The 19,738-nt window shown below is 38.9% G+C and carries 15 protein-coding genes, 1 other RNA gene and 1 pseudogene; 14 read left to right on the top strand and 3 right to left on the bottom strand.

All coding sequences use genetic code 11. The features are described 5' to 3' along the window. Positions 1-10 precede the first annotated feature (10 nt). The 4 genes from ffs to recR all read left to right on the top strand — a co-directional run bounded on the left by ffs (position 11) and on the right by recR (position 3,297). An RNA gene (gene ffs, locus F9B76_RS04340) (signal recognition particle sRNA small type) lies at positions 11-108 on the top strand. Positions 109-131: 23 nt separating this feature from the next. Next, positions 132-2,171 carry a DNA polymerase III subunit gamma/tau gene (gene dnaX / locus F9B76_RS04335; protein WP_159991004.1) on the top strand — a complete coding sequence of 680 codons (2,040 nt, stop codon included), beginning with the start codon at positions 132-134 and terminating at the stop codon, positions 2,169-2,171. 175 nt (positions 2,172-2,346) lie between these two features. After that, complete coding sequence (locus F9B76_RS04330; RefSeq protein WP_159991003.1) at positions 2,347-2,679, top strand: YbaB/EbfC family nucleoid-associated protein; 333 nt, start codon at positions 2,347-2,349, stop codon at positions 2,677-2,679. 12 nt (positions 2,680-2,691) lie between these two features. After that, the gene (gene recR, locus F9B76_RS04325) at positions 2,692-3,297 is read left to right on the top strand and encodes a recombination mediator RecR (RefSeq protein WP_159991002.1); all 606 of its coding nucleotides are present in this window, start codon (positions 2,692-2,694) and stop codon (positions 3,295-3,297) included. Positions 3,298-3,464: 167 nt separating this feature from the next. Here recR and tal read toward each other — a convergent pair whose 3' ends face one another. Beyond that, complete coding sequence (gene tal / locus F9B76_RS04320) at positions 3,465-4,421, bottom strand: transaldolase (RefSeq protein ID WP_159991001.1); 957 nt, start codon at positions 4,419-4,421, stop codon at positions 3,465-3,467. 421 nt (positions 4,422-4,842) lie between these two features. Here tal and carA point away from each other — a divergent pair, with 421 nt between their 5' ends. Together carA and carB are read left to right on the top strand one after the other, a co-directional pair. Beyond that, positions 4,843-5,991: a glutamine-hydrolyzing carbamoyl-phosphate synthase small subunit gene (gene carA, locus F9B76_RS04315; protein ID WP_159991000.1), complete on the top strand. Its 1,149-nt coding sequence runs from the start codon at positions 4,843-4,845 to the stop codon at positions 5,989-5,991. Positions 5,992-5,997: 6 nt separating this feature from the next. Beyond that, the gene (carB, locus tag F9B76_RS04310; RefSeq protein ID WP_159990999.1) at positions 5,998-9,228 is read left to right on the top strand and encodes a carbamoyl-phosphate synthase large subunit; all 3,231 of its coding nucleotides are present in this window, start codon (positions 5,998-6,000) and stop codon (positions 9,226-9,228) included. Between the two features lie 330 nt (positions 9,229-9,558). On the opposite strand, the gene F9B76_RS04305 is transcribed toward carB, so the two are convergent. Further along, positions 9,559-10,098, bottom strand: coding sequence for an NUDIX hydrolase (locus tag F9B76_RS04305; protein ID WP_159990998.1), 540 nt, complete (start codon positions 10,096-10,098; stop codon positions 9,559-9,561). A 305-nt stretch (positions 10,099-10,403) separates the two neighbouring features. Here F9B76_RS04305 and bfr point away from each other — a divergent pair, with 305 nt between their 5' ends. The 4 genes and pseudogenes from bfr to greA all read left to right on the top strand — a co-directional run bounded on the left by bfr (position 10,404) and on the right by greA (position 14,037). Continuing rightward, a complete protein-coding gene (bfr, locus tag F9B76_RS04300) occupies positions 10,404-10,868 on the top strand; it encodes a bacterioferritin (protein WP_159990997.1) in 465 nt (154 codons plus the stop codon). A gap of 21 nt (positions 10,869-10,889) precedes the next feature. Further along, entirely contained in the window at positions 10,890-11,645 is a 756-nt protein-coding gene (locus F9B76_RS04295) for an SDR family oxidoreductase (RefSeq protein WP_159990996.1), read from the top strand. Between the two features lie 408 nt (positions 11,646-12,053). Continuing rightward, positions 12,054-13,356 (top strand): annotated as a pseudogene (locus F9B76_RS04290) (solute carrier family 23 protein). A 204-nt stretch (positions 13,357-13,560) separates the two neighbouring features. Further along, entirely contained in the window at positions 13,561-14,037 is a 477-nt protein-coding gene (gene greA, locus F9B76_RS04285) for a transcription elongation factor GreA (RefSeq protein WP_159990995.1), read from the top strand. A gap of 117 nt (positions 14,038-14,154) precedes the next feature. Here greA and F9B76_RS04280 read toward each other — a convergent pair whose 3' ends face one another. Beyond that, positions 14,155-14,697, bottom strand: coding sequence for a YhbY family RNA-binding protein (locus F9B76_RS04280; protein WP_159990994.1), 543 nt, complete (start codon positions 14,695-14,697; stop codon positions 14,155-14,157). A gap of 27 nt (positions 14,698-14,724) precedes the next feature. Between F9B76_RS04280 and F9B76_RS04275 the strand changes: the two genes are divergently transcribed. The 4 genes from F9B76_RS04275 to glmM all read left to right on the top strand — a co-directional run bounded on the left by F9B76_RS04275 (position 14,725) and on the right by glmM (position 19,672). Next, on the top strand, positions 14,725-15,363 hold the full coding sequence (locus F9B76_RS04275) for an RlmE family RNA methyltransferase (RefSeq protein WP_159990993.1): 639 nt from the start codon (positions 14,725-14,727) through the stop codon (positions 15,361-15,363). A 172-nt stretch (positions 15,364-15,535) separates the two neighbouring features. Beyond that, positions 15,536-17,467, top strand: a complete 1,932-nt coding sequence (gene ftsH / locus F9B76_RS04270) for an ATP-dependent zinc metalloprotease FtsH (protein ID WP_159990992.1) — start codon at positions 15,536-15,538, stop codon at positions 17,465-17,467. A 16-nt stretch (positions 17,468-17,483) separates the two neighbouring features. Next, complete coding sequence (gene folP / locus F9B76_RS04265) at positions 17,484-18,326, top strand: dihydropteroate synthase (RefSeq protein WP_159990991.1); 843 nt, start codon at positions 17,484-17,486, stop codon at positions 18,324-18,326. A gap of 2 nt (positions 18,327-18,328) precedes the next feature. After that, positions 18,329-19,672 carry a phosphoglucosamine mutase gene (glmM, locus tag F9B76_RS04260; protein ID WP_159990990.1) on the top strand — a complete coding sequence of 448 codons (1,344 nt, stop codon included), beginning with the start codon at positions 18,329-18,331 and terminating at the stop codon, positions 19,670-19,672. Positions 19,673-19,738 lie beyond the last annotated feature (66 nt).

Below are 19,738 nucleotides of genomic sequence, written 5' to 3'. Positions count from 1 at the left end.
AATGCTTGTTGGTGGGCCCCTTCGCATGGGTCGGCAGTGAAACTGGTCAGGTCGGGAACGAAGCAGCCATAGCTGTGCGGATCTAGTGCCGGAGTAAGGCTCACTCTTCATTTATACATTTGCTTTTTGGCATGACAACAGATAATTATTTGGTTCTCGCGCGTAAATGGCGCCCTCGTACTTTTGAAACGCTTGTGGGTCAAGACCATGTGGTTAAGGCATTATCTAATGCCTTGAGTACACAACGTTTACATCATGCATGGTTATTTACAGGTACTCGAGGGGTTGGTAAGACAACATTAGCTCGTATTTTGGCAAAATCCCTTAATTGTGAAAAAGGGATTAGTCCTCACCCTTGTGGTACTTGTCAAGCCTGTGTAGAAATTGATCAGGGACGATTTGTTGATTATTTAGAATTTGATGCTGCTTCTAATCGCCGAGTAGAAGAGATGACGCAGCTATTAGAGCAGGCAATTTATGCGCCCTCTGTTGGACGGTTCAAAATCTATACTATTGACGAGGTGCATATGCTGACAGGGCATGCGTTCAATGCCATGCTCAAAACGCTCGAAGAGCCGCCTCCCCATGTGAAATTTATTCTAGCGACCACCGATCCACAAAAAATTCCTGTAACGGTATTATCGCGTTGTTTGCAATTTAATCTCAAGCAAATGGCACCAGAATCTATTGTGTCGCATCTACAGAATCTTTTAGGGCAAGAGGCTGTTGCTTATGAAAATGAAGGCTTACGCTTATTAGCACAAGCAGCTTCTGGTTCGATGCGTGATGCGTTATCATTAACGGATCAGGCAATTGCATATTCAGGTTCTCATATTACAGCAGAAGCCGTAAGAGATATGTTGGGAACGATTGACCAACGCTATCTCGTCCGTTTATTACAACAGCTTTTAGCAGGTAATGCACAAGGTTTAGTTGATGTCGCAACTGAATTAACCAGTAGAGGATTCTCATTTTCTAGTGCATTAGAAGATTTTGCATCTTTACTCTCTCGGATTGCGATTGAACAACGTCTCCCCGGTACGATAGGAAAAGAAGACCCTAGCTATGCCGATATTATCCAAGTGGCACAGGTAATTCAACCAGATGTATTGCAACTTTTTTATAGTATTGCGATTCATAGCCGAGCAGAATTGGCCTTATCACCTGATGAATATACAGGGTTTATTATGGCAGGGCTGAGAATGCTGTCATTAGTTGCCCCTACGGATATGCTTATGCCTTCGGTATCCTATACGCCAGTAGAGCCAGTCAATACAGTAGCTGTTGAGCATACTGCACAAGAAGTAGAACAATCAAGCGTAGTGGATACGGTTTCTGCTATAACATCAACAGATCAGGTAATACAACCAGTCGTCACAACAGGGAATGATGTTAAGCAAGCTATTGCTGATGAGGAAAAAGTAGCTATTGTTTCTGATGCTACTAATACCCAAGCAAGTCCTGAGCCAGTAGAACCCGCTTATATAGAACCTCAAGATAAACTATCTTCTGTCGATATAAATCAAGCTAAGGTAAGTGAGGATTTACCGCCTTGGGAAGAAGTCCCTGCTGAAAAAAAAACACTTGAAAATCCTGTAATATCTTCATCTATTGATATAGAACAATATGATGGTGCGGTTATTGACACACCAGTAGAAGAAGATATAGCACTTGTATCAACATGGGACGATGATTTGTACCTACCCGTAGAGAGAGTCGATGATAGTAGTGTTCCTATGCAGGATATGGATACTTTTAGAGAGGTAGAAGATACTTATACTTTAGAAAGTATGACCCCTGAACGATGGGTAGAGATAGTTAAATCATTACATTTAACGGGTATTACAGGCGAAATTGCACGTCATACAGAATGGATAGGTATCGATCAGAATACAATTCTCTTACGTTTATTGGTACGATTACCTAACAATATGCAAGCTGTAGAAAAGTTGAATACGGCTTTAACAGAATATTTTAAACGTATTGTTAAACTCAAATTAGAGGTGGGTCAAACGGATCAGACGGTTTATGCACAGGATCAACAGGTTTTGCAAGTGCGACAACAAATGGCAGAGCAGAATGCCTACAATGATACCTTAGTGAAGGCTTTACAAGCAGATTTTCAAGCAACAATTGTGCCAGATTCTATTCGCCCTTTAGTTTCAGAATAAACTATTTTTAGGTATCGGTAATATATATTTTTATCTAAAAATAGTCTGATGCTGTAGATAAAAACAAAATGTTTATCTATGAATATCTTGTTATAATTTAGCACCAAACATTATCGTTGATTATTACCTTTTTAAAAGGAATAAAGATTAATTATTTTTAAGGATATATACCATTATGATGAAAGGTCAATTAGCAGGTTTGATGAAACAAGCCCAGCAAATGCAAGAAAATATGAAAAAAGTACAAGAAGCCTTAGGTGATATTGTGGTTGAGGGAACTTCTGGTGGCGGTTTAGTAAAAGTAGAAATGACTTGTCGTCATGATGTAAAACGTATTACCTTAGATCCTTCTTTATTATCAGATGCTGAAGAAAAAGATTTTCTGGAGGATCTAATTGCTGCTGCTGTTAATGATGCATTGCGTAAAGTAGAATCAACCACAGAGCAAAAAATGTCAGCTGTTACAGCAGGTATGCCTTTACCGGGTGGTTTAAAATTCCCTTTCTAAGTATTATAAAGTATGGTAGTCTTACCTGATCCAGAGCCATTAAATGAGTTGATTGAATCGCTAACTAAACTGCCCGGTGTCGGTAAGCGATCGGCTCGTCGAATGGCTTACCATCTGTTGCAATATGACCGAGAGGGGGCAAAGCAGATTCATGATGCACTGGATCATGCCTTAAATGATCTGGTGCATTGTAAGATGTGTAATTCCTTTTCGCAGGAAGAGATTTGTGCAATTTGCCAAAGCCCTCGCCGAGATCATTCCTTACTTTGTGTGGTGGAAACTCCCTCAGATTTAAATATGATTGAAGCGAGCCATGGCTACCATGGTCTGTACTATGTCTTGATGGGTAAATTATCCCCTTTAGATGGGGTAGGGGCTCAGACAATCAACTTTGAACGTTTACTTAAACGTGTCTTTGAATATCCCGTTAAAGAAGTGATTTTGGCAACTAATTTTACCGCAGAGGGTGAAACCACTGCTCATTACTTGGGAACAGTATTAAAAGAGCAAAATATTAAGGTTTCTCGTATTGCCCGTGGTATTCCCAGTGGAAGTGAACTTGAATATGTTGATGCCGGGACAATTGCATGGGCGCTAAATGATAGGCGGAGTGGTTAGATAATATTACTACTGTAGGTAAATTCATAGAGAAATAATATAGCTTAATAAAGTGAATCTTTTATATAAAGCACTACCCAAGAGTGCTTTAATATTATTTATCGTGATTTTACCTACTTATTTTAAATAGTATAAATAGCGATTTATTTTCTATTTAAACTAATATTTCACTTCTTATAATCCAAAATAATCCTATCCAATTTCTCTGCATCATTGGCAAAGGCTCGAATCCCTTCTGATAATTTCTCACTTGCCATTGCATCTTGATTCAGTAAAAACCTAAAGCTAGCTTCATTAAGGATAAGGGGTTGTATATCAAGTTGTTGTGCTGTATTAGCATCTAAAATAGGGCTAACAGTTTGTGTCGATTGTTGTAATGCTTGTAAGAGGTCAGGGCTAATGGTGAGTAAATCACAACCTGCTAGGGCTAAAATTTGCCCTGTATTTCTAAAACTTGCCCCCATAATTTCAGTTGAAATAGCAAATTTCTTATAGTAGTGAAAAATCTGCGTAACAGATTTAACCCCCGGATCATTCACCCCTGCATAAGTGACTTCATCCCATTGTGTACCTGCTTGTTTTTTGTACCAATCATAAATACGTCCAACAAAAGGGGAAATCAGTTGTACCTTAGCATCTGCACAAGCTACTGCCTGTACAAGTGAAAATAATAAGGTGAGATTACATTTAATTCCTTCTTGTTCTAACTGTTTTGCGGCTTGAATGCCTTCCCATGTAGAAGCGATTTTGATTAAAACTCGCTGTCTGTCTATGCCTTGTTGTTCATATAAGTGAATAAGGTGTTTAGCACGCTTAATGGTTGCTGCTGTATCAAAGGATAAACGAGCATCTACTTCTGTTGATACGCGTCCCGGAATAATGTTAAGGATATTTTGACCAAATTTAACGAGAAGATGATCGGTAATATCAGCAAGTGATGCTTGGTGGTGTGCTTGGATAACCTCTTTTAATAAAGGACGATAGGTGTCTTGCTGAATAGCTTTGAGAATAAGTGAAGGATTGGTCGTTGCATCGGTAGGGCGATAAGTTTGCATTAAAGCAAAATCACCTGTATCAGCAACTACAGTAGTATATTGGCGTAATTGTTCTAATGTATTATTCATTATCAAACCTCGTGTCTCTTTATATCAATGATGTAGTAGAAAATAAAATTGATTTTATAATCAACTTGTTTTCTAATTCGTTCTATCTATAGACTTTATATTATTTAGGATAAAAAATTATTCAAATAAACGATTTTATTTTACACGGGCTTTATGACAAGTAGTAGAAAGTAAGATAATAAAGTAAGTTTTTAAGTGTAATAGGTACAGTTTTTATGACGAATAGTAATACGGCATATAACTATTTTGATTTTAAATTATATTGTAAAAATCTATATATACTTTGCCTATTATTTTGTTGCTTGCTCATCTGAATTTATCAATATTTTACGAGAAATAAGCCAGAAAATTAAGCCATTCCCCCTAAAATAACAGTATAATCAGAGGGTTTATTTACTGATTTTTAATATTGTGGGATTTTATGGCACTGTCATTACTACTCAAAGGAAATCATGATTTTCCTACCGCAATTTTAGCCCTTTCTGATGGTACTGTATTTAAAGGTATTTCTATTGGTGCTGCGGGACACACGGTTGCAGAGCTCGTTTTTAATACTTCGATGACGGGTTATCAAGAGATTCTAACTGACCCCAGTTATACTCAACAGATTGTAACGCTAACGTATCCACATATCGGGAATACGGGGGTTAATACAGAAGATGTAGAATCATCTAAAATTCATGCTTCAGGTTTAGTTATTCGTAACTGCCCAACACGTCATTCTAATTTCCGTGCAACACAGTCTTTACCAGAATACCTAAAAGAAAATGGTATCGTGGCGATTGCTGATATTGATACGCGTAAATTAACGCGTATTTTGCGTGAGGGTGGAGCTCAGGGAGCTTGTATTCTTGTTGGTGATGATGTTGAAAAAGCCATTGCCCTTGCTAAATCATACCCCGGTATGGTGGGACAGGATTTAGCAACACAAGTAAGTGTAGGTGTTACGCAAGAATGGACACAAGGTACATGGAAATTAGGTAAAGGCTATTGCCAACCAGAAGAGAAAAAATACCATGTTGTTGCCTATGATTTTGGTGTAAAGTCTAATATTCTTCGCTTATTAACTGATCGTGGCTGTCGAGTAACACTTGTGCCATCTCAAACGCCTGCGGAAGATGTTTTTGCCTTAAATCCTGATGGTGTGTTTCTTGCCAATGGCCCGGGTGACCCAGAAGCGGTTGAGTATGCTATTGAAACAGCAAAACAGGTTATTGCTAAAAAAATCCCACTTTTTGGTATCTGCCTAGGTCATCAGATTATGGGGTTGGCTTTGGGTGCTAAAACGGTCAAAATGAAAACAGGGCATCATGGCGCTAACCACCCTGTTAAAGATATTGATACTGGGCGTGTTTATATTACAAGCCAAAACCATGGTTTTGCAGTTGATGGTGATACCTTACCAAGTAATGCACGAGTTACCCATATCTCTCTCTTTGATGGGACATTACAAGGGTTTGAACTGACAGATCGTCCTGCATTTTGTTTCCAAGGACACCCAGAAGCAAGTCCTGGACCTCATGATATTATTGAATTATTTGACAAATTTATCAGCCATATGGCGAAGTAGGGAATTATGCCTAAACGTACCGACATAAAAAGTATTTTGATTATTGGAGCAGGTCCCATTATTATTGGTCAGGCTTGCGAATTTGACTATTCTGGCGCACAAGCATGTAAGGCATTAAAAGCAGAAGGTTATCGTACTATTTTAGTCAATAGTAACCCTGCTACCATTATGACTGACCCAGAAACAGCTGATGTTACCTATATTGAACCAATTACATGGCAAGCAGTTGAAAAAATTATTGAAGCAGAACGTCCTGATGCTTTATTACCAACGATGGGTGGGCAAACAGCCTTAAATTGTGCCCTAGATTTAGCTAGAGAAGGGGTTTTAGCCAAATATGGTGTAGAGCTTATTGGTGCCAATGAAAAAGCGATTGAGAAAGCAGAAGACCGTTTAAAATTCAAAGAAGCGATGACGGCAATTGGTTTGGAATCTGCTAAATCAGGTATTGCACATTCTATGGAAGAGGCATGGGAAGTACAGCAACGTATCGCAAAAGAAGTAGGAACTTCTGGTTTCCCAGTGGTGATTCGTCCTAGTTTTACACTAGGGGGATCCGGTGGTGGGATTGCCTATAATACCGAAGAGTTTGAAACGATTTGTCGCCGTGGTTTAGAAGCCTCTCCAACTAATGAATTATTAATTGAAGAATCAATGTTAGGTTGGAAAGAGTTTGAGATGGAAGTCGTGCGAGATAAAGCCGATAACTGCATTATTGTATGTTCTATTGAAAACTTAGATCCGATGGGTGTACATACAGGGGACTCAATTACAGTTGCACCTGCACAGACATTGACCGATAAAGAATACCAAATTATGCGTAATGCCTCTATTGCGGTATTGCGTGAAATTGGTGTTGATACGGGGGGATCTAATGTACAGTTTGCGGTGAATCCAGATAACGGTAGAATGATTGTGATTGAGATGAATCCTCGAGTATCACGTTCATCTGCTTTGGCATCTAAGGCAACAGGTTTCCCTATCGCCAAGGTAGCCGCTCGTTTAGCTGTAGGCTATACCTTAGATGAGTTAAAAAATGAGATTACAGGTGGTGCTACACCAGCTTCATTTGAGCCAACAATTGACTATGTTGTTACCAAGATTCCTCGTTTTGCTTTTGAAAAATTCCCAATGGCAGATTCTCGTTTGACGACACAAATGAAATCAGTGGGTGAAGTGATGGCAATGGGAAGAACCTTTAAAGAGTCTTTCCAAAAAGCCTTACGTGGTTTAGAAGTGGGTGTTGATGGTTTAAATCAAAAAACGGTTGATCGTGAAAAACTTCAAGTAGAACTTGCTGAGCCGGGTCCTGAGCGTATCTGGTATGTCGGTGATGCGTTTGATAAAGGGTTTACAATTGAAGAAGTACATCAATTAACAAAGATAGACCCTTGGTTCTTACAACAAATTAAAGAAATCGTTGATGTTGAACTTGCCCTAGAGCAAAAAACACTTGGTGATTTAGATGAGGATACCCTAAGAGAAATCAAACGAGCAGGGTTTTCTGATCGCCGGTTAGCTTATTTGCTTGATACATCTGAAGCAGAGGTACGTAAAGTCCGTCATCAATATGGTATTCGTCCTGTTTATAAACGAGTGGATACGTGTGCTGCAGAGTTTGCGACTAATACGGCTTATATGTACTCAACTTATGAAGAAGAGGATGAGGCACAACCTAGCGATAAGCAAAAAATTATTGTTTTAGGGGGCGGCCCAAATCGTATTGGACAAGGAATTGAGTTTGACTATTGTTGTGTACATGCTGCCTTATCTTTACGAGAAGATGGCTATGAAACCATTATGGTCAATTGTAATCCTGAAACGGTTTCAACTGACTATGATACTTCTGATCGTCTCTATTTTGAGCCACTAACCTTAGAAGATGTGTTAGAGATTGTACATATCGAGAAACCTGTTGGTGTGATTGTACAATATGGTGGTCAAACCCCTCTCAAACTTGCACGTGCTTTAGAAGCAAATGGTGTGCCTATTATTGGTACAAGTCCAGAATCCATTGATATTGCTGAAGACCGTGAACGTTTCCAAAAACTCCTGCAAAAATTAGGACTTAAACAACCCCCTAATCGTACGGCACGTACAGAAGCGGAAGCGATTGCACATGCAGAGGATATTGGTTATCCATTAGTGGTGCGCCCATCTTATGTGTTAGGTGGTCGTGCCATGGAAATTGTTCATGAGCAAGCCGATTTAGAACGCTATATGCGTGAGGCGGTTAAGGTTAGTAATGATTCTCCTGTATTGCTTGATCGTTTCTTAAATGATGCGACAGAGGTAGATGTGGATTGTATTGCCGATGGTGAAACAGTCTTTATTGGTGGTGTTATGGAACATATTGAACAGGCAGGGGTGCATTCTGGTGACTCTGCTTGCAGCCTACCACCGTATTCGCTCTCACCTTCTATCATTGAGGAAATCAAACGTCAAACTTGCGTGATGGCAAAAGCATTAAACGTAAGAGGTTTAATGAATGTACAGTTTGCTATTCAACGTGATGAAGTTTTTGTGTTAGAAGTGAATCCTCGTGCTTCTCGTACGGTTCCTTATGTCTCTAAAGCAACAGGATTACAGTTAGCAAAAATTGCTGCACGTGTTATGGCAGGTAAAACACTGGCTGAACAAGGAATTACCAAAGAAATTACCCCAAGACATTATTGTGTGAAAGAGGCGGTATTCCCCTTTGTTAAGTTCCCGGGTGTTGATACTATTTTAGGGCCAGAGATGAAATCAACGGGCGAGGTAATGGGGATTGGTGAAACCTTTGGTGAAGCCTTTGTTAAATCTCAAATTGCTGCTGGTGTTGTGTTACCAGAATCGGGTCTTGTATTTATCAGTGTGAAAGCACAAGATAAAGCTAAGGCGATTCCTGTTGCTCAAGGCTTATTAAAGCTAGGTTTCAAGATTGCAGCAACACGAGGAACAGCCGCAACGTTAAGTGAAGCGGGTATTCCAGTACAAATCGTAAATAAGGTTGCTGAAGGACGTCCGCATATTGTGGATATGCTAAAAAATGGTGAAATTAGCTTAGTTATTAATACTGTAGAAGAACGACGAAATGCGATTAATGATTCTCGTATTATTCGTACTCATGCATTAGCGGCTAGAGTAACGTTCTACACCACCATTGCAGGCGCTAAGGCGGCAGTAGAAGGTATGCAATATCTTCGAGAGTCAAAAGGCTTGCGTGTTTATCCATTGCAAACAATGCATAAAGCATAAGTCTTTTTTGTGTTTTAAGTAAAAAACGAGTGTGGTATTAAAAAATCACACTCGTTTTTGTTTGGGGTGGTAGATGATATTTTTAATTTAGTAGATTTACTAAATGAAATTTCCTATTTTGAAAATAAGACAGTATATTGACGATAAATAAGCGGTTATTAAAAGCACTACAAATAATGTTAAGTTGCTCGCTCTACTCGCAAAACTCACTTGGTCAATCATTATTTCTCTGTGCTTTTTATCGTCATAAGTTAATATATTATTTTAGTGAGAATAATTACTTAAAGAACATAAAAAATTTTGTTTATATCTATTGTCTAACTTTAACACCTATTGAGCAAGCCAATGTTGTAAAGCAATAAGTGTTTTAGAGTCTTGGATTTTTTGTTGTTTTAAAGCCTCACGTACTTCTTCCTTGCTAAGATAAACTTGCTCAACAAATTCATCTTCATCGGCTTTGGCTTGGCTATTTTTAGTTAATCCATGTGCTTGATAAAGGTACATTTTTTCATCACAAAACCCTGCGGCAGTATAAAAAGTATAAAGTAATGTCATTGATGTTGCTGTGTAAGGGGTTTCTTCTGCCAGTTCTCTAAAAGCACAACGCTCAGGGGATTCTCCTTGAATATCAAGTTTACCTGCAGGAACTTCTAAAAGCACTTTCCCACAAGCATGGCGATACTGTTGAACGAGAATAACTTTATCTTCTTCAGTAATGGCTAATACAGCAACAGCTCCAGGGTGGCGGACAACCTCACGTGGTGCTATTTTACCATTAGGTAGTTTGACGGTATCTTTAAATACATGAATGATATTACCGTGAAAGATTTCTGTTGAAGAATGAGGGGTTTCAATAAGATGGTCTGCCATTGGTTTTCCTTGGTAAATTGAGTATATATTGTCGGTAAAATAAGCAGTTTATCCTAAATTATGAATGAAGAAAATAATATATTGTTTTCTTATATTATTTGGATTTATACAAAATATAATATAAGAATAGTTCTCAGTTCTATTAAAAATTAAACGAAATTAATACAAAATAGTTAAAAATAAAATATAAATAGGAGCTATACTTATTTACAAGATGCTCTTTTTTACAAAAAAAGATAACATTTAAAGTATTCATCAGTTAAAATATGTCTGTTTTGATAGTTTACTTTATTAGGAGAATACCCATGAAAGGTAGTCAAAAGGTAATTGATTATTTTAACTTCTTATTAGCGGGCGAATTAGCGGCTCGTGACCAATATTTTATCCATGCAAGTATGTATGAAGAGTGGGGTTATACTAAATTACATGAACGTATCCACCACGAAATGGAAGAAGAAACGCAACACGCTCAAGCATTGATTACGCGTATTCTAATGTTAGATGGTACACCTAATATGACACCAGAACCCGTTAATGTGGGTAAAGACGTTCCTTCTATGCTAAAAGCAGATTTAGAGGTAGAATATAGTGTTCGTGAACATCTTAAAAAAGGTATTCAATTGTGTGAACAAGAGATGGACTTTGTGAGCCGTGAGATCTTGGTTGCTCAATTAGTGGATACTGAAGAGGATCACGCTCACTGGTTAGAACAACAATTTGGATTAATTGAGAAAATGGGTCTTGAGAATTACCTACAATCAAAAGCTTAATCCAATTAAAGGAAGGTTGCTTTGCGCGTATTTATTACAGGTGCAAGCAGTGGTTTAGGGCGTGCATTAGCGCATGCCTATGCCAAAGCAGGAGCAAGCCTAGGACTAGTGGGGCGTCGAGAAGACGCCCTTCTTGCGTTATTAGATGAGCTTCCTGCTGGTGAGCATAAAATATATGTGCTTGATGTTTCTGATAGAGAAGCATTGCACGCTGCTGCTTATGATTTTCAGTCCTATGGACCTACGGATATTGTCTTAGCTTGTGCGGGTATCAGTATTGGGACAGTAACGGAATATTTAGAAGATTTTGAAGTCTTTGAACGAGTTTATAAAACAAATGTCTTTGGGTTAGTAGCTACTTTTGAGCCTTTTATTGCCAATATGAAAAAGCATAAAAAGGGTACGCTCGTGGGGATTAGTAGTGTGGCAGGGGTTCGTGGTTTACCGGGAGCAAGTGCGTATTGTTCTTCTAAGTCAGCCGTTAGAACCTACTGTGAAAGTCTGAGAGTGGATTTATATAATACAGGTATTAAGGTGGTTACTATTGCACCGGGATTTATTGATACCCCTATGACAAAAGTAAATCCTTATAAAATGCCCTTTTTAATGCCTGTAGAGGAATTTGCCAAAGAAGCGGTTAAAACCATTGAAAAGGGTTGCTCCTACAAGGTGATTCCATGGCAGATGGGGGTTGTGGGTAAGTTATTACGTTTAGTTCCTAATCCTTTATATGATTATTTTGTCTCTAAGCGTAAACGTAAACCTCGGGCTAAATAGCTAAATCGTTAGTATTAATTTCTGTCAATATACTAACCCTATAATGCCTATAGTGTCTATTATGGATATATAGGCATTATTTATTACTATCAGAAATGGGGGGTGAGGCGCTATTTTTCTTTAAACCACATACTCTCATTATTTCAAAATTTAATCCATATTTATTAAGCAAAATAAATACATATCTTATTGCGCATTACTATATTCTGGCAAGTGGATATAAAAAGATGTTTTTCTGTTAGTAGTAAGATGGTTTGAGCGTATAAAAAGATAAAAATTATGTTCTACCTGAAAATACTGTTATGTTATATCGGCTAAGCGTATAATCTCACATGAAATTATTTGAAATACAAAATGAGTATTTATCGTTATGCTGATATAGCAAGAATTGATCTCTAAGGAACAGATATGGCATATTTTCCCTCTTGGCATAAAGTTGAGCAAGTGACACCAGATACCATTATTGCCCCTGATGAAAGGCTATCAATAGGACAGTCCTTATTAATGGGTATCCAGCATGTCGTCGCTATGTTTGGAGCAACGGTGTTAGCCCCCTTATTAATGGGTTTTGATGCCAATTTAGCTATTTTAATGTCGGGGATTGGTACTTTAATTTTCTTTTGCTTTGTCAAAGGACGTGTGCCCAGTTATCTAGGTTCAAGCTTTGCTTTTATTGGTGGGGTTGTTTCGGTAACAGGATATGTTGCAGGTTCTGGGGCTAACCCAAATATTGGTGTGGCACTTGGTGCTATTATCGTATGTGGTCTTGTCTATACGATTATCGGTATTATTGTTTGGTTGGCGAATACCAAAGGACATGCATCTGCTTTAATTGAACGGTGGATGCCACCGGTTGTAACTGGGGCTATTGTAGCGGTGATTGGTCTAAATTTAGCCCCTATTGCGGCAAAAGGAGCGATGGCTAGTGGTAGTGCTTTTGATGCCATGATGTCTATTATGACCATTCTTTGCGTTGGAGGGGTGGCTGTTTTCACTAGAGGTTCTATACAGCGATTATTGATTTTAGTAGGATTAATGATTGCCTATGTGATATATTTTGTCTTTACTAATTTACTAGGATTTGGTACACCTATTGATTTTTCAGGTATTCAGCAAGCAGCGTGGTTTGGTTTGCCTACATTAAGTACTCCAGAGTTTAATTTAAGTGCTATTACTATTATTGTTCCTGTTGCTGTTATTTTAGTAGCTGAAAATTTAGGACATATCCGTGCTGTAAGTGCCATGACAGGGCAGGATTTAGACCAATATTTAGGACGAGCTTTTGTAGGTGATGGTGTGGCTACCATGATTTCAGGGAGTATTGGTGGTACAGGTGTTACCACATACGCTGAAAATATTGGTGTTATGGCAGTAACGCGTGTGTACTCTACCTTGTTATTTGTTGTTGCCGCGTGTTTTGCGATTGTGCTTGGTTTCTCACCTAAATTTGGTGCTTTAATTCATAGTATTCCTGCGCCTGTTTTAGGTGGTGTTTGGTTTAATTGCGGTAGCAGGGGCGCGTATCTGGGTTATTAATCATGTGGATTTTTCAGATAATAAAAATCTGATTGTTGCGGCGGTTACATTAATTATGGGTGCAGGCAATTTTGCTATTGAAATTGGTAGTTTTAAATTGGAAGGTATTGGGACAGCAACATTTGGTGCTATTATTCTTTATGCTTTATTAAATCGTAAACAGCGTACACAATAATGACTATGTGTGAATAAACAACGTTAAAAGTTGCTTTTTATTTAAGACTCGCTATAATAGCTGTATTAGCGCTCTGCATTTTGCATGCAGAGCGTTTCACTTTTTTGGAAACTTTAAAATGCAAAATTTATACGCTCTATTACAAGAGCATGGGGATTTTTTGCATTATTTTTATTTATTCATACAACAATATAAAGGATGACTATGGCTTCTTTACCATTAACTGTTGCTGGAGCTAAACGTTTGAATGAGGAGTTAGCTCGCTTAAAATCTGTTGAACGCCCTGCCGTGATTGAGGCGATTGCTGAAGCACGCGCACAAGGTGATCTTTCTGAAAATGCTGAATATGAGGCAGCACGTGAACGTCAGGCTTTTATTGAGGGACGGATTAAAGAATTAGAAGGTACTATTTCTAATGCACAAGTCATTGATCCGACAACATTAGATGCTGAAGGACGTATCGTATTTGGTGCGACTGTTAAACTAGAGGATTTAGAAAGTGGTGAGGTAGTGCAGTACCAAATTGTGGGTGATTTGGAAGCGGATATTAAGCAAAATTTAATTTCTATCTCTAGCCCTGTTGCTAGAGGATTAATTGGTAAATCAGAAGGTGACGTTGTTGTTATTCGTGTTCCTTCTGGTGACCGTGAGTTTGAAATTCACGAAGTGCTGTATATTTAAGGGTACACTATCTGTGTATTATCAGATGTATTGATAATGCCGTATAGAAAAAGAGGATTACTTTTTAGGTAGTCCTCTTTTTTAATGGAAGGGATGATGAAAAATCTTATGCGTTATTTAACGACCCCGGCGACCAGCACGTAAAGTTAAAGCACTACCTGCTCTTGTAGTGCGATTAGGTGTTTTAGTTGCTGTTTTTCGTACAGGGATAGAGGGCTTTTTAGGCTTAACTAGTTCGTCATTGCCTTTAAGGGTAGTTTTACGCTTTTTATCCTTAATAGTTTTACCAGCTGCTGCTAATTTTTTGGGCGTATATTCCTCTTTAGGATGGCGCTTACTTCTTTCTAAAACAGGTTTAGCGTCTGCTAATAGATGTGTATGTTGCGGAGCATGGCGGAAAATGGTTAAAATTTTACCAAGGTGTGCCACGCTAACACAGTTAAGTTGGGTACAAATTTCTTCCAAAATAGTAAGGCGATTTTCACGATCATCACCTGCAACACGGACTTTGATAAGACCATGAGCAGTTAAGCTCGTATCAATTTCTTTTAAAACAGCAGGTGTCAAACCATTATCACCAATTTGTACGATAGGTTTGAGTGAATGGGCAGCTGCACGAAGTGTACTGCGTTCCTTAGAAGATAGTTCGGATAAAGACATATTATTTAATGAATAGGATTTTAGGCAATGGCCAAAAAAAAATTCTCAAAAGAATGGATTCATCAGCATATCAATGATCCATACGTAAAAATGGCACAACAAAAAGGGTACCGTGCACGCGCCGCTTTTAAACTGATCGAAATTCTCGATACAGAAAAATTGATGCGTAAAGGTAATATTATAGTCGACTTAGGCTCGACACCGGGAAGTTGGTCGCAAGTTGCACGAGAAAGATTACTTGGAGAAGGGGGAAAAATAGAGGGGCGTGTAATTGCCCTAGATATTTTACCGATGGAACCTATTGCAGGTGTAGAGTTTATACAGGGTGATTTTAGGGAGGATGAAGTACTAAATCAGCTTAATGCGTTAGTTGGAGAACAGCAGGTAGATTTAGTTATCTCGGATATGGCACCGAATCTGTCGGGGATTAGTTCTGCAGATGCTGCTCGTATCCAGCATATTGTTGAGTTAGCAATTGATTTTGCTATTCACCACCTGAAACCAGAGGGGGCATTAATCGTAAAAGCCTTCCACGGTAGTGGTTTTTCTCAGTTGGTTGAAGCGTTTAAGCGACATTTTAAACGAGTGGTAGAGCGCAAACCTAAAGCCTCTCGTGATAAATCTGCTGAAACCTTTATTGTTGGAAAAGGATTGAAACAAAGGTAAGCCTTGATTTTTAAAGGGTTATCCCCATGTACGAAAACAGTCTTTACGCACCATATTCATGAGTGAGTTGTACTAGACTATCATTTTTTTACCAAGGGCTAATTTTCTCAGGTAAAATAAACCATTACTTTTAATAGACGAGCATTGCTAATTGCATTGCAGGAGCTTTACGTTGAATAAATCTTTCTCAAAATTTGCCATGTGGGCACTGTTTGTTGTTGTTCTGTTTACGGTATTTAATCAGTACACAGGCGGCAATTCTTCCAATGCCAATAATGTTTCTTATAGTCAGTTTATGGCAGATGCCAAAGCTGGTAAGATTAGTTCTGTCGTGATTCAGGGTAATAATCTAACCGTTACCCCTAAGGATGGACGCCCTTATGAAATTACCTCACCAAATGATCTTTGGATGGTAGGTGATTTAATGAACGATGGTGTTAAAGTGACTGCTGAACCTGTCGAGAGAAATCTTCTTGTTAGTGCATTAATTTCTTGGCTGCCGATGATTGTTATTATTGGTGTCTGGATTTTCTTTATGCGTCAAATGCAAGGTGGTGGCAAAGGCGGTGCATTTAGCTTTGGTAAATCACGTGCTCGTATGTTAGATGAAAATAATAATCACATTACATTTGCTGATGTTGCTGGCGTTGAAGAAGCTAAAGAAGATGTACAAGAATTAGTTGATTTCTTACGAGACCCGTCTAAGTTCCAACGGTTGGGTGGTCGTATTCCTCGTGGTGTATTGATGGTAGGCCCTCCAGGAACAGGTAAGACCTTATTAGCAAAAGCTATTGCTGGTGAAGCAAAAGTACCTTTCTTTACTATCTCTGGTTCAGACTTTGTTGAAATGTTTGTCGGGGTAGGGGCTTCACGTGTTCGTGATATGTTTGAGAATGCCAAAAAACACGCACCTTGTATTATTTTTATTGATGAAATTGATGCTGTTGGTCGTCAGCGTGGTGCTGGTGTAGGCGGTGGCAATGATGAACGTGAGCAGACACTTAACCAAATGTTAGTTGAGATGGATGGATTTGAGTCAGGGCAATCTGTTATTGTGATTGCGGCAACTAACCGTCCAGATGTTCTTGATCCTGCTTTATTACGTCCCGGTCGTTTTGACCGTCAAGTTGTGGTTAATTTACCAGATGTTCGTGGTCGTGAGCATATTCTTAATGTACATATGCGTAAAGTACCTTTAGCCCCTAATGTTAATCCCTCTGTTTTGGCACGTGGTACACCAGGATTTTCAGGTGCTGATTTGGCCAACCTTGTTAATGAAGCGGCTCTTTTTGCTGCACGTCGTAATGGACGTACAGTCGATATGGTAGATTTTGAAAAAGCGAAAGACAAAATTATCATGGGTGCTGAGCGCCGTTCTATTGTGATGCCTGAGGAAGAGCGTAAAAATACGGCTTACCATGAATCGGGTCATGCCTTAGTAGCTTGGTTATTGCCTAAAACTGACCCTGTACACAAAGTAACAATTATTCCTCGCGGTCGTGCTTTAGGGGTAACGATGCAATTACCAGAGGGGGATAAGTACAGTATGGATAAACAAGCTATATTGAATATGATTTCAGTATTGTTTGGTGGACGTATTGCCGAAGAAGTCTTTATGAACCAAATGACGACAGGTGCATCTAATGACTTTGAGCGGGCGACTTCTCTTGCACGCGATATGGTAACGCGTTATGGTATGACAGATACCTTAGGCCCTATGGTCTATGCAGAAAACGAAAATGAAGTTTTCTTAGGACGTAGTGTTACTAAGACAACGCATGTTTCAGAAGCAACGATGCAAAAAGTAGATGCAGAAATTCGCAAAATTATTGATCAACAATATAAAGTAGCGCGTGATTTGATTGAAGGCAATAAAGATAAAATGCATATGATGGCTAAGGCTTTATTAGAGTGGGAAACCATTGATGCCGATCAAATTAAGGATATTATAGATGGTAAAGAACCACGTCCTCCACATGAACCTGATCAACCCTACGATAATCGTAATGATTCAAACCCTCGCCCTGGTGCAGGTGTTCCTGTCGAAACGGTCGTGAATCAAAAAGAGGAAAGTGGCGATAAAAATGCCGTGGATCCTGTTTAGCGATAATTAATTATTTATGTGTCATTTATTTCAATGTGGACGTTTCGAGTTAGGACTCGAACGTCCTTTTATTATGGGAATTGTGAATGTTACCCCTGATTCTTTTTCAGATGGTATGCAACATTTCACAACGGAAAAAGCGATAGCACATGGTTTACAGCTTATTCAAGAAGGAGCTGATATACTGGATATTGGTGGTGAATCAACTCGCCCCGGTGCTGAACCTGTCAGTATTGAGGAAGAAATTAATCGTATTCTTCCCGTGATAAGAGGATTAAAAAATTGTGGTGTTCCCTTATCTATTGATACTTTTAAACCTGAAGTAATGCAAGCGGCATTAGCAGAGGGGGCTGATTTAATTAATGATATTTATGCATTGCGACAAGAAGGGGCGATAGAGGTATTAAAGCAATATCCTAAAGCAGGTATCTGTATGATGCATATGTATGGTGAACCCAAAACCATGCAGTTAAATCCGCCTGATTATAATGGCAATATTACACTAGCCGTTTATCAGTTCTTACAAGAACGTATAGCGATAATGGAAGAACAAGGAATTGCAAGTAATCGTATAATGATTGATCCAGGATTTGGTTTTGGTAAAACAGTCGAACAAAATTATGAATTATTAGCGAATATGCATCAATTACAAGCCTTAAATAAACCTATATTAGTTGGTGTATCCAGAAAATCAATGATTGGTGCAGTAACAGGGCAACCTACTGAAAATAGAGTGGCAGGTAGTATTGCGGCTGGGTTAGCAGGGCTTGATCGTGGTGCAATTGTCTTGCGTGTACATGATGTATGGCAGACTAAAAGTGCTATTGATGTATGGAATAAGATTAAACAGGAGTTATAAAAATGGGTCGTAAATATTTTGGAACAGATGGTGTTCGTGGTTTAGTGGGTGGTAATGTTATTAATGCAGAGTTTGCCTTACGCTTAGGCTATGCTGCTGGTCGAGTATTAACGGCAAAACATGAAGGTAATAATCGCCCAGGTGTATTAATTGGTAAAGATACGCGCGTATCGGGGTATATGTTGGAATCTGCGTTAGAAGCTGGGTTGAGTGCTGCAGGGATTGACGTGTTTTTAGCAGGACCTATTCCTACCCCAGCAGTAGCTTATTTAACTCGAGCATTTCGTTTAGATGCCGGTATTGTAATTAGTGCTTCTCATAATCCCTATCATGACAATGGGATTAAATTTTTCTCAGGTCAAGGGACAAAACTACCTGATGGGGTAGAAGAAGAAATCGAAAAACTATTAGACCAAGCCATTGGTTGTGTAGAATCTGAAAAAATTGGTCGTGCTAAACGTATTGATGATGCCGCAGGTCGTTATATTGAGTTTTGTAAAAGTACATTTCCGAATGATTTGAATTTGCGCGGTTTACGTATTGTCGTAGATAGTGCCAATGGGGCAGCTTATCATATTGCGCCACCTGTTTTCCAAGAGTTGGGAGCAGAGGTCATTTCTATTGGTTCTACACCAGATGGATTTAATATTAATAAAAATGTGGGGGCTTTGCACCCAGAAGTGCTTGCTTCAACCGTTAATGCCTATCGAGCTGATTATGGTATTGCTTTAGATGGTGATGCTGATCGTATTCAAATGGTTGATGCACAAGGAAATATCTACAACGGCGATCAATTGCTATATGCGATGATTTTAGAGCGTTTACAGCATGGGCAGGTCAAAGGGGTAGTCGGTACATTGATGACCAATTATGGTTTTGAAAAACGAATGAAAGAAATGGATATTCCTTTTGTTCGTGCAAATGTAGGTGATCGCTATGTGATGGAACAATTACAGAAAAATAATTGGCTATATGGTGGAGAAGGATCTGGTCATCTACTATGCTTAGATCGTCATACAACAGGTGATGGTATTATTGCTGCACTTCAAGTATTAACGGGGTTAGTGCGTAATAAAGTGACGATGAAAGAATGGATTAAAGACCTTGATATGTATGCACAAGTAATGGTTAATGTGCCAATTGAACCCGGTATTGATTGGAAAAATCATGCGGGTATGAAAGCAGCACAAGAACAAGCTGAACAAAAATTAGCAGGACGAGGACGTACACTTATTCGTGCATCAGGAACAGAGCCTAAATTACGATTAATGGTTGAAGCAGAAAGTGAGGCATTAGCCAAAGAATGTGTTGCTATTTTGGCAGCGGTAGATTTGCGTAGTGCATAAGAAGACACGCTGGCCCAGTATGCTATATTATCAAGTGAGTCTTTTTATGATTCACTTGATATTAAA

Origin of the sequence: Pelistega ratti (genome assembly GCF_009833965.1) — a bacterium.
Classification (GTDB): domain Bacteria; phylum Pseudomonadota; class Gammaproteobacteria; order Burkholderiales; family Burkholderiaceae_B; genus Taylorella; species Taylorella ratti.
The sequence above is the reverse complement of the archived record's forward strand: the minus strand, read 5'-3'. Positions and strand labels throughout refer to the sequence as shown.

What these genes read in the sequence shown, in the direction of transcription:
- dnaX (WP_159991004.1), top strand. Translation starts at nt 132, where the DNA reads ATGACAACAGATAATTATTTGGTTCTCGCGCGTAAATGGCGCCCTCGT.
- F9B76_RS04330 (WP_159991003.1), top strand. Translation starts at nt 2,347, where the DNA reads ATGATGAAAGGTCAATTAGCAGGTTTGATGAAACAAGCCCAGCAAATG.
- recR (WP_159991002.1), top strand. Translation starts at nt 2,692, where the DNA reads ATGGTAGTCTTACCTGATCCAGAGCCATTAAATGAGTTGATTGAATCG.
- tal (WP_159991001.1), bottom strand. Translation starts at nt 4,421, where the DNA reads ATGAATAATACATTAGAACAATTACGCCAATATACTACTGTAGTTGCT.
- carA (WP_159991000.1), top strand. Translation starts at nt 4,843, where the DNA reads ATGGCACTGTCATTACTACTCAAAGGAAATCATGATTTTCCTACCGCA.
- carB (WP_159990999.1), top strand. Translation starts at nt 5,998, where the DNA reads ATGCCTAAACGTACCGACATAAAAAGTATTTTGATTATTGGAGCAGGT.
- F9B76_RS04305 (WP_159990998.1), bottom strand. Translation starts at nt 10,098, where the DNA reads ATGGCAGACCATCTTATTGAAACCCCTCATTCTTCAACAGAAATCTTT.
- bfr (WP_159990997.1), top strand. Translation starts at nt 10,404, where the DNA reads ATGAAAGGTAGTCAAAAGGTAATTGATTATTTTAACTTCTTATTAGCG.
- greA (WP_159990995.1), top strand. Translation starts at nt 13,561, where the DNA reads ATGGCTTCTTTACCATTAACTGTTGCTGGAGCTAAACGTTTGAATGAG.
- F9B76_RS04280 (WP_159990994.1), bottom strand. Translation starts at nt 14,697, where the DNA reads ATGTCTTTATCCGAACTATCTTCTAAGGAACGCAGTACACTTCGTGCA.
- F9B76_RS04275 (WP_159990993.1), top strand. Translation starts at nt 14,725, where the DNA reads ATGGCCAAAAAAAAATTCTCAAAAGAATGGATTCATCAGCATATCAAT.
- folP (WP_159990991.1), top strand. Translation starts at nt 17,484, where the DNA reads ATGTGTCATTTATTTCAATGTGGACGTTTCGAGTTAGGACTCGAACGT.
- glmM (WP_159990990.1), top strand. Translation starts at nt 18,329, where the DNA reads ATGGGTCGTAAATATTTTGGAACAGATGGTGTTCGTGGTTTAGTGGGT.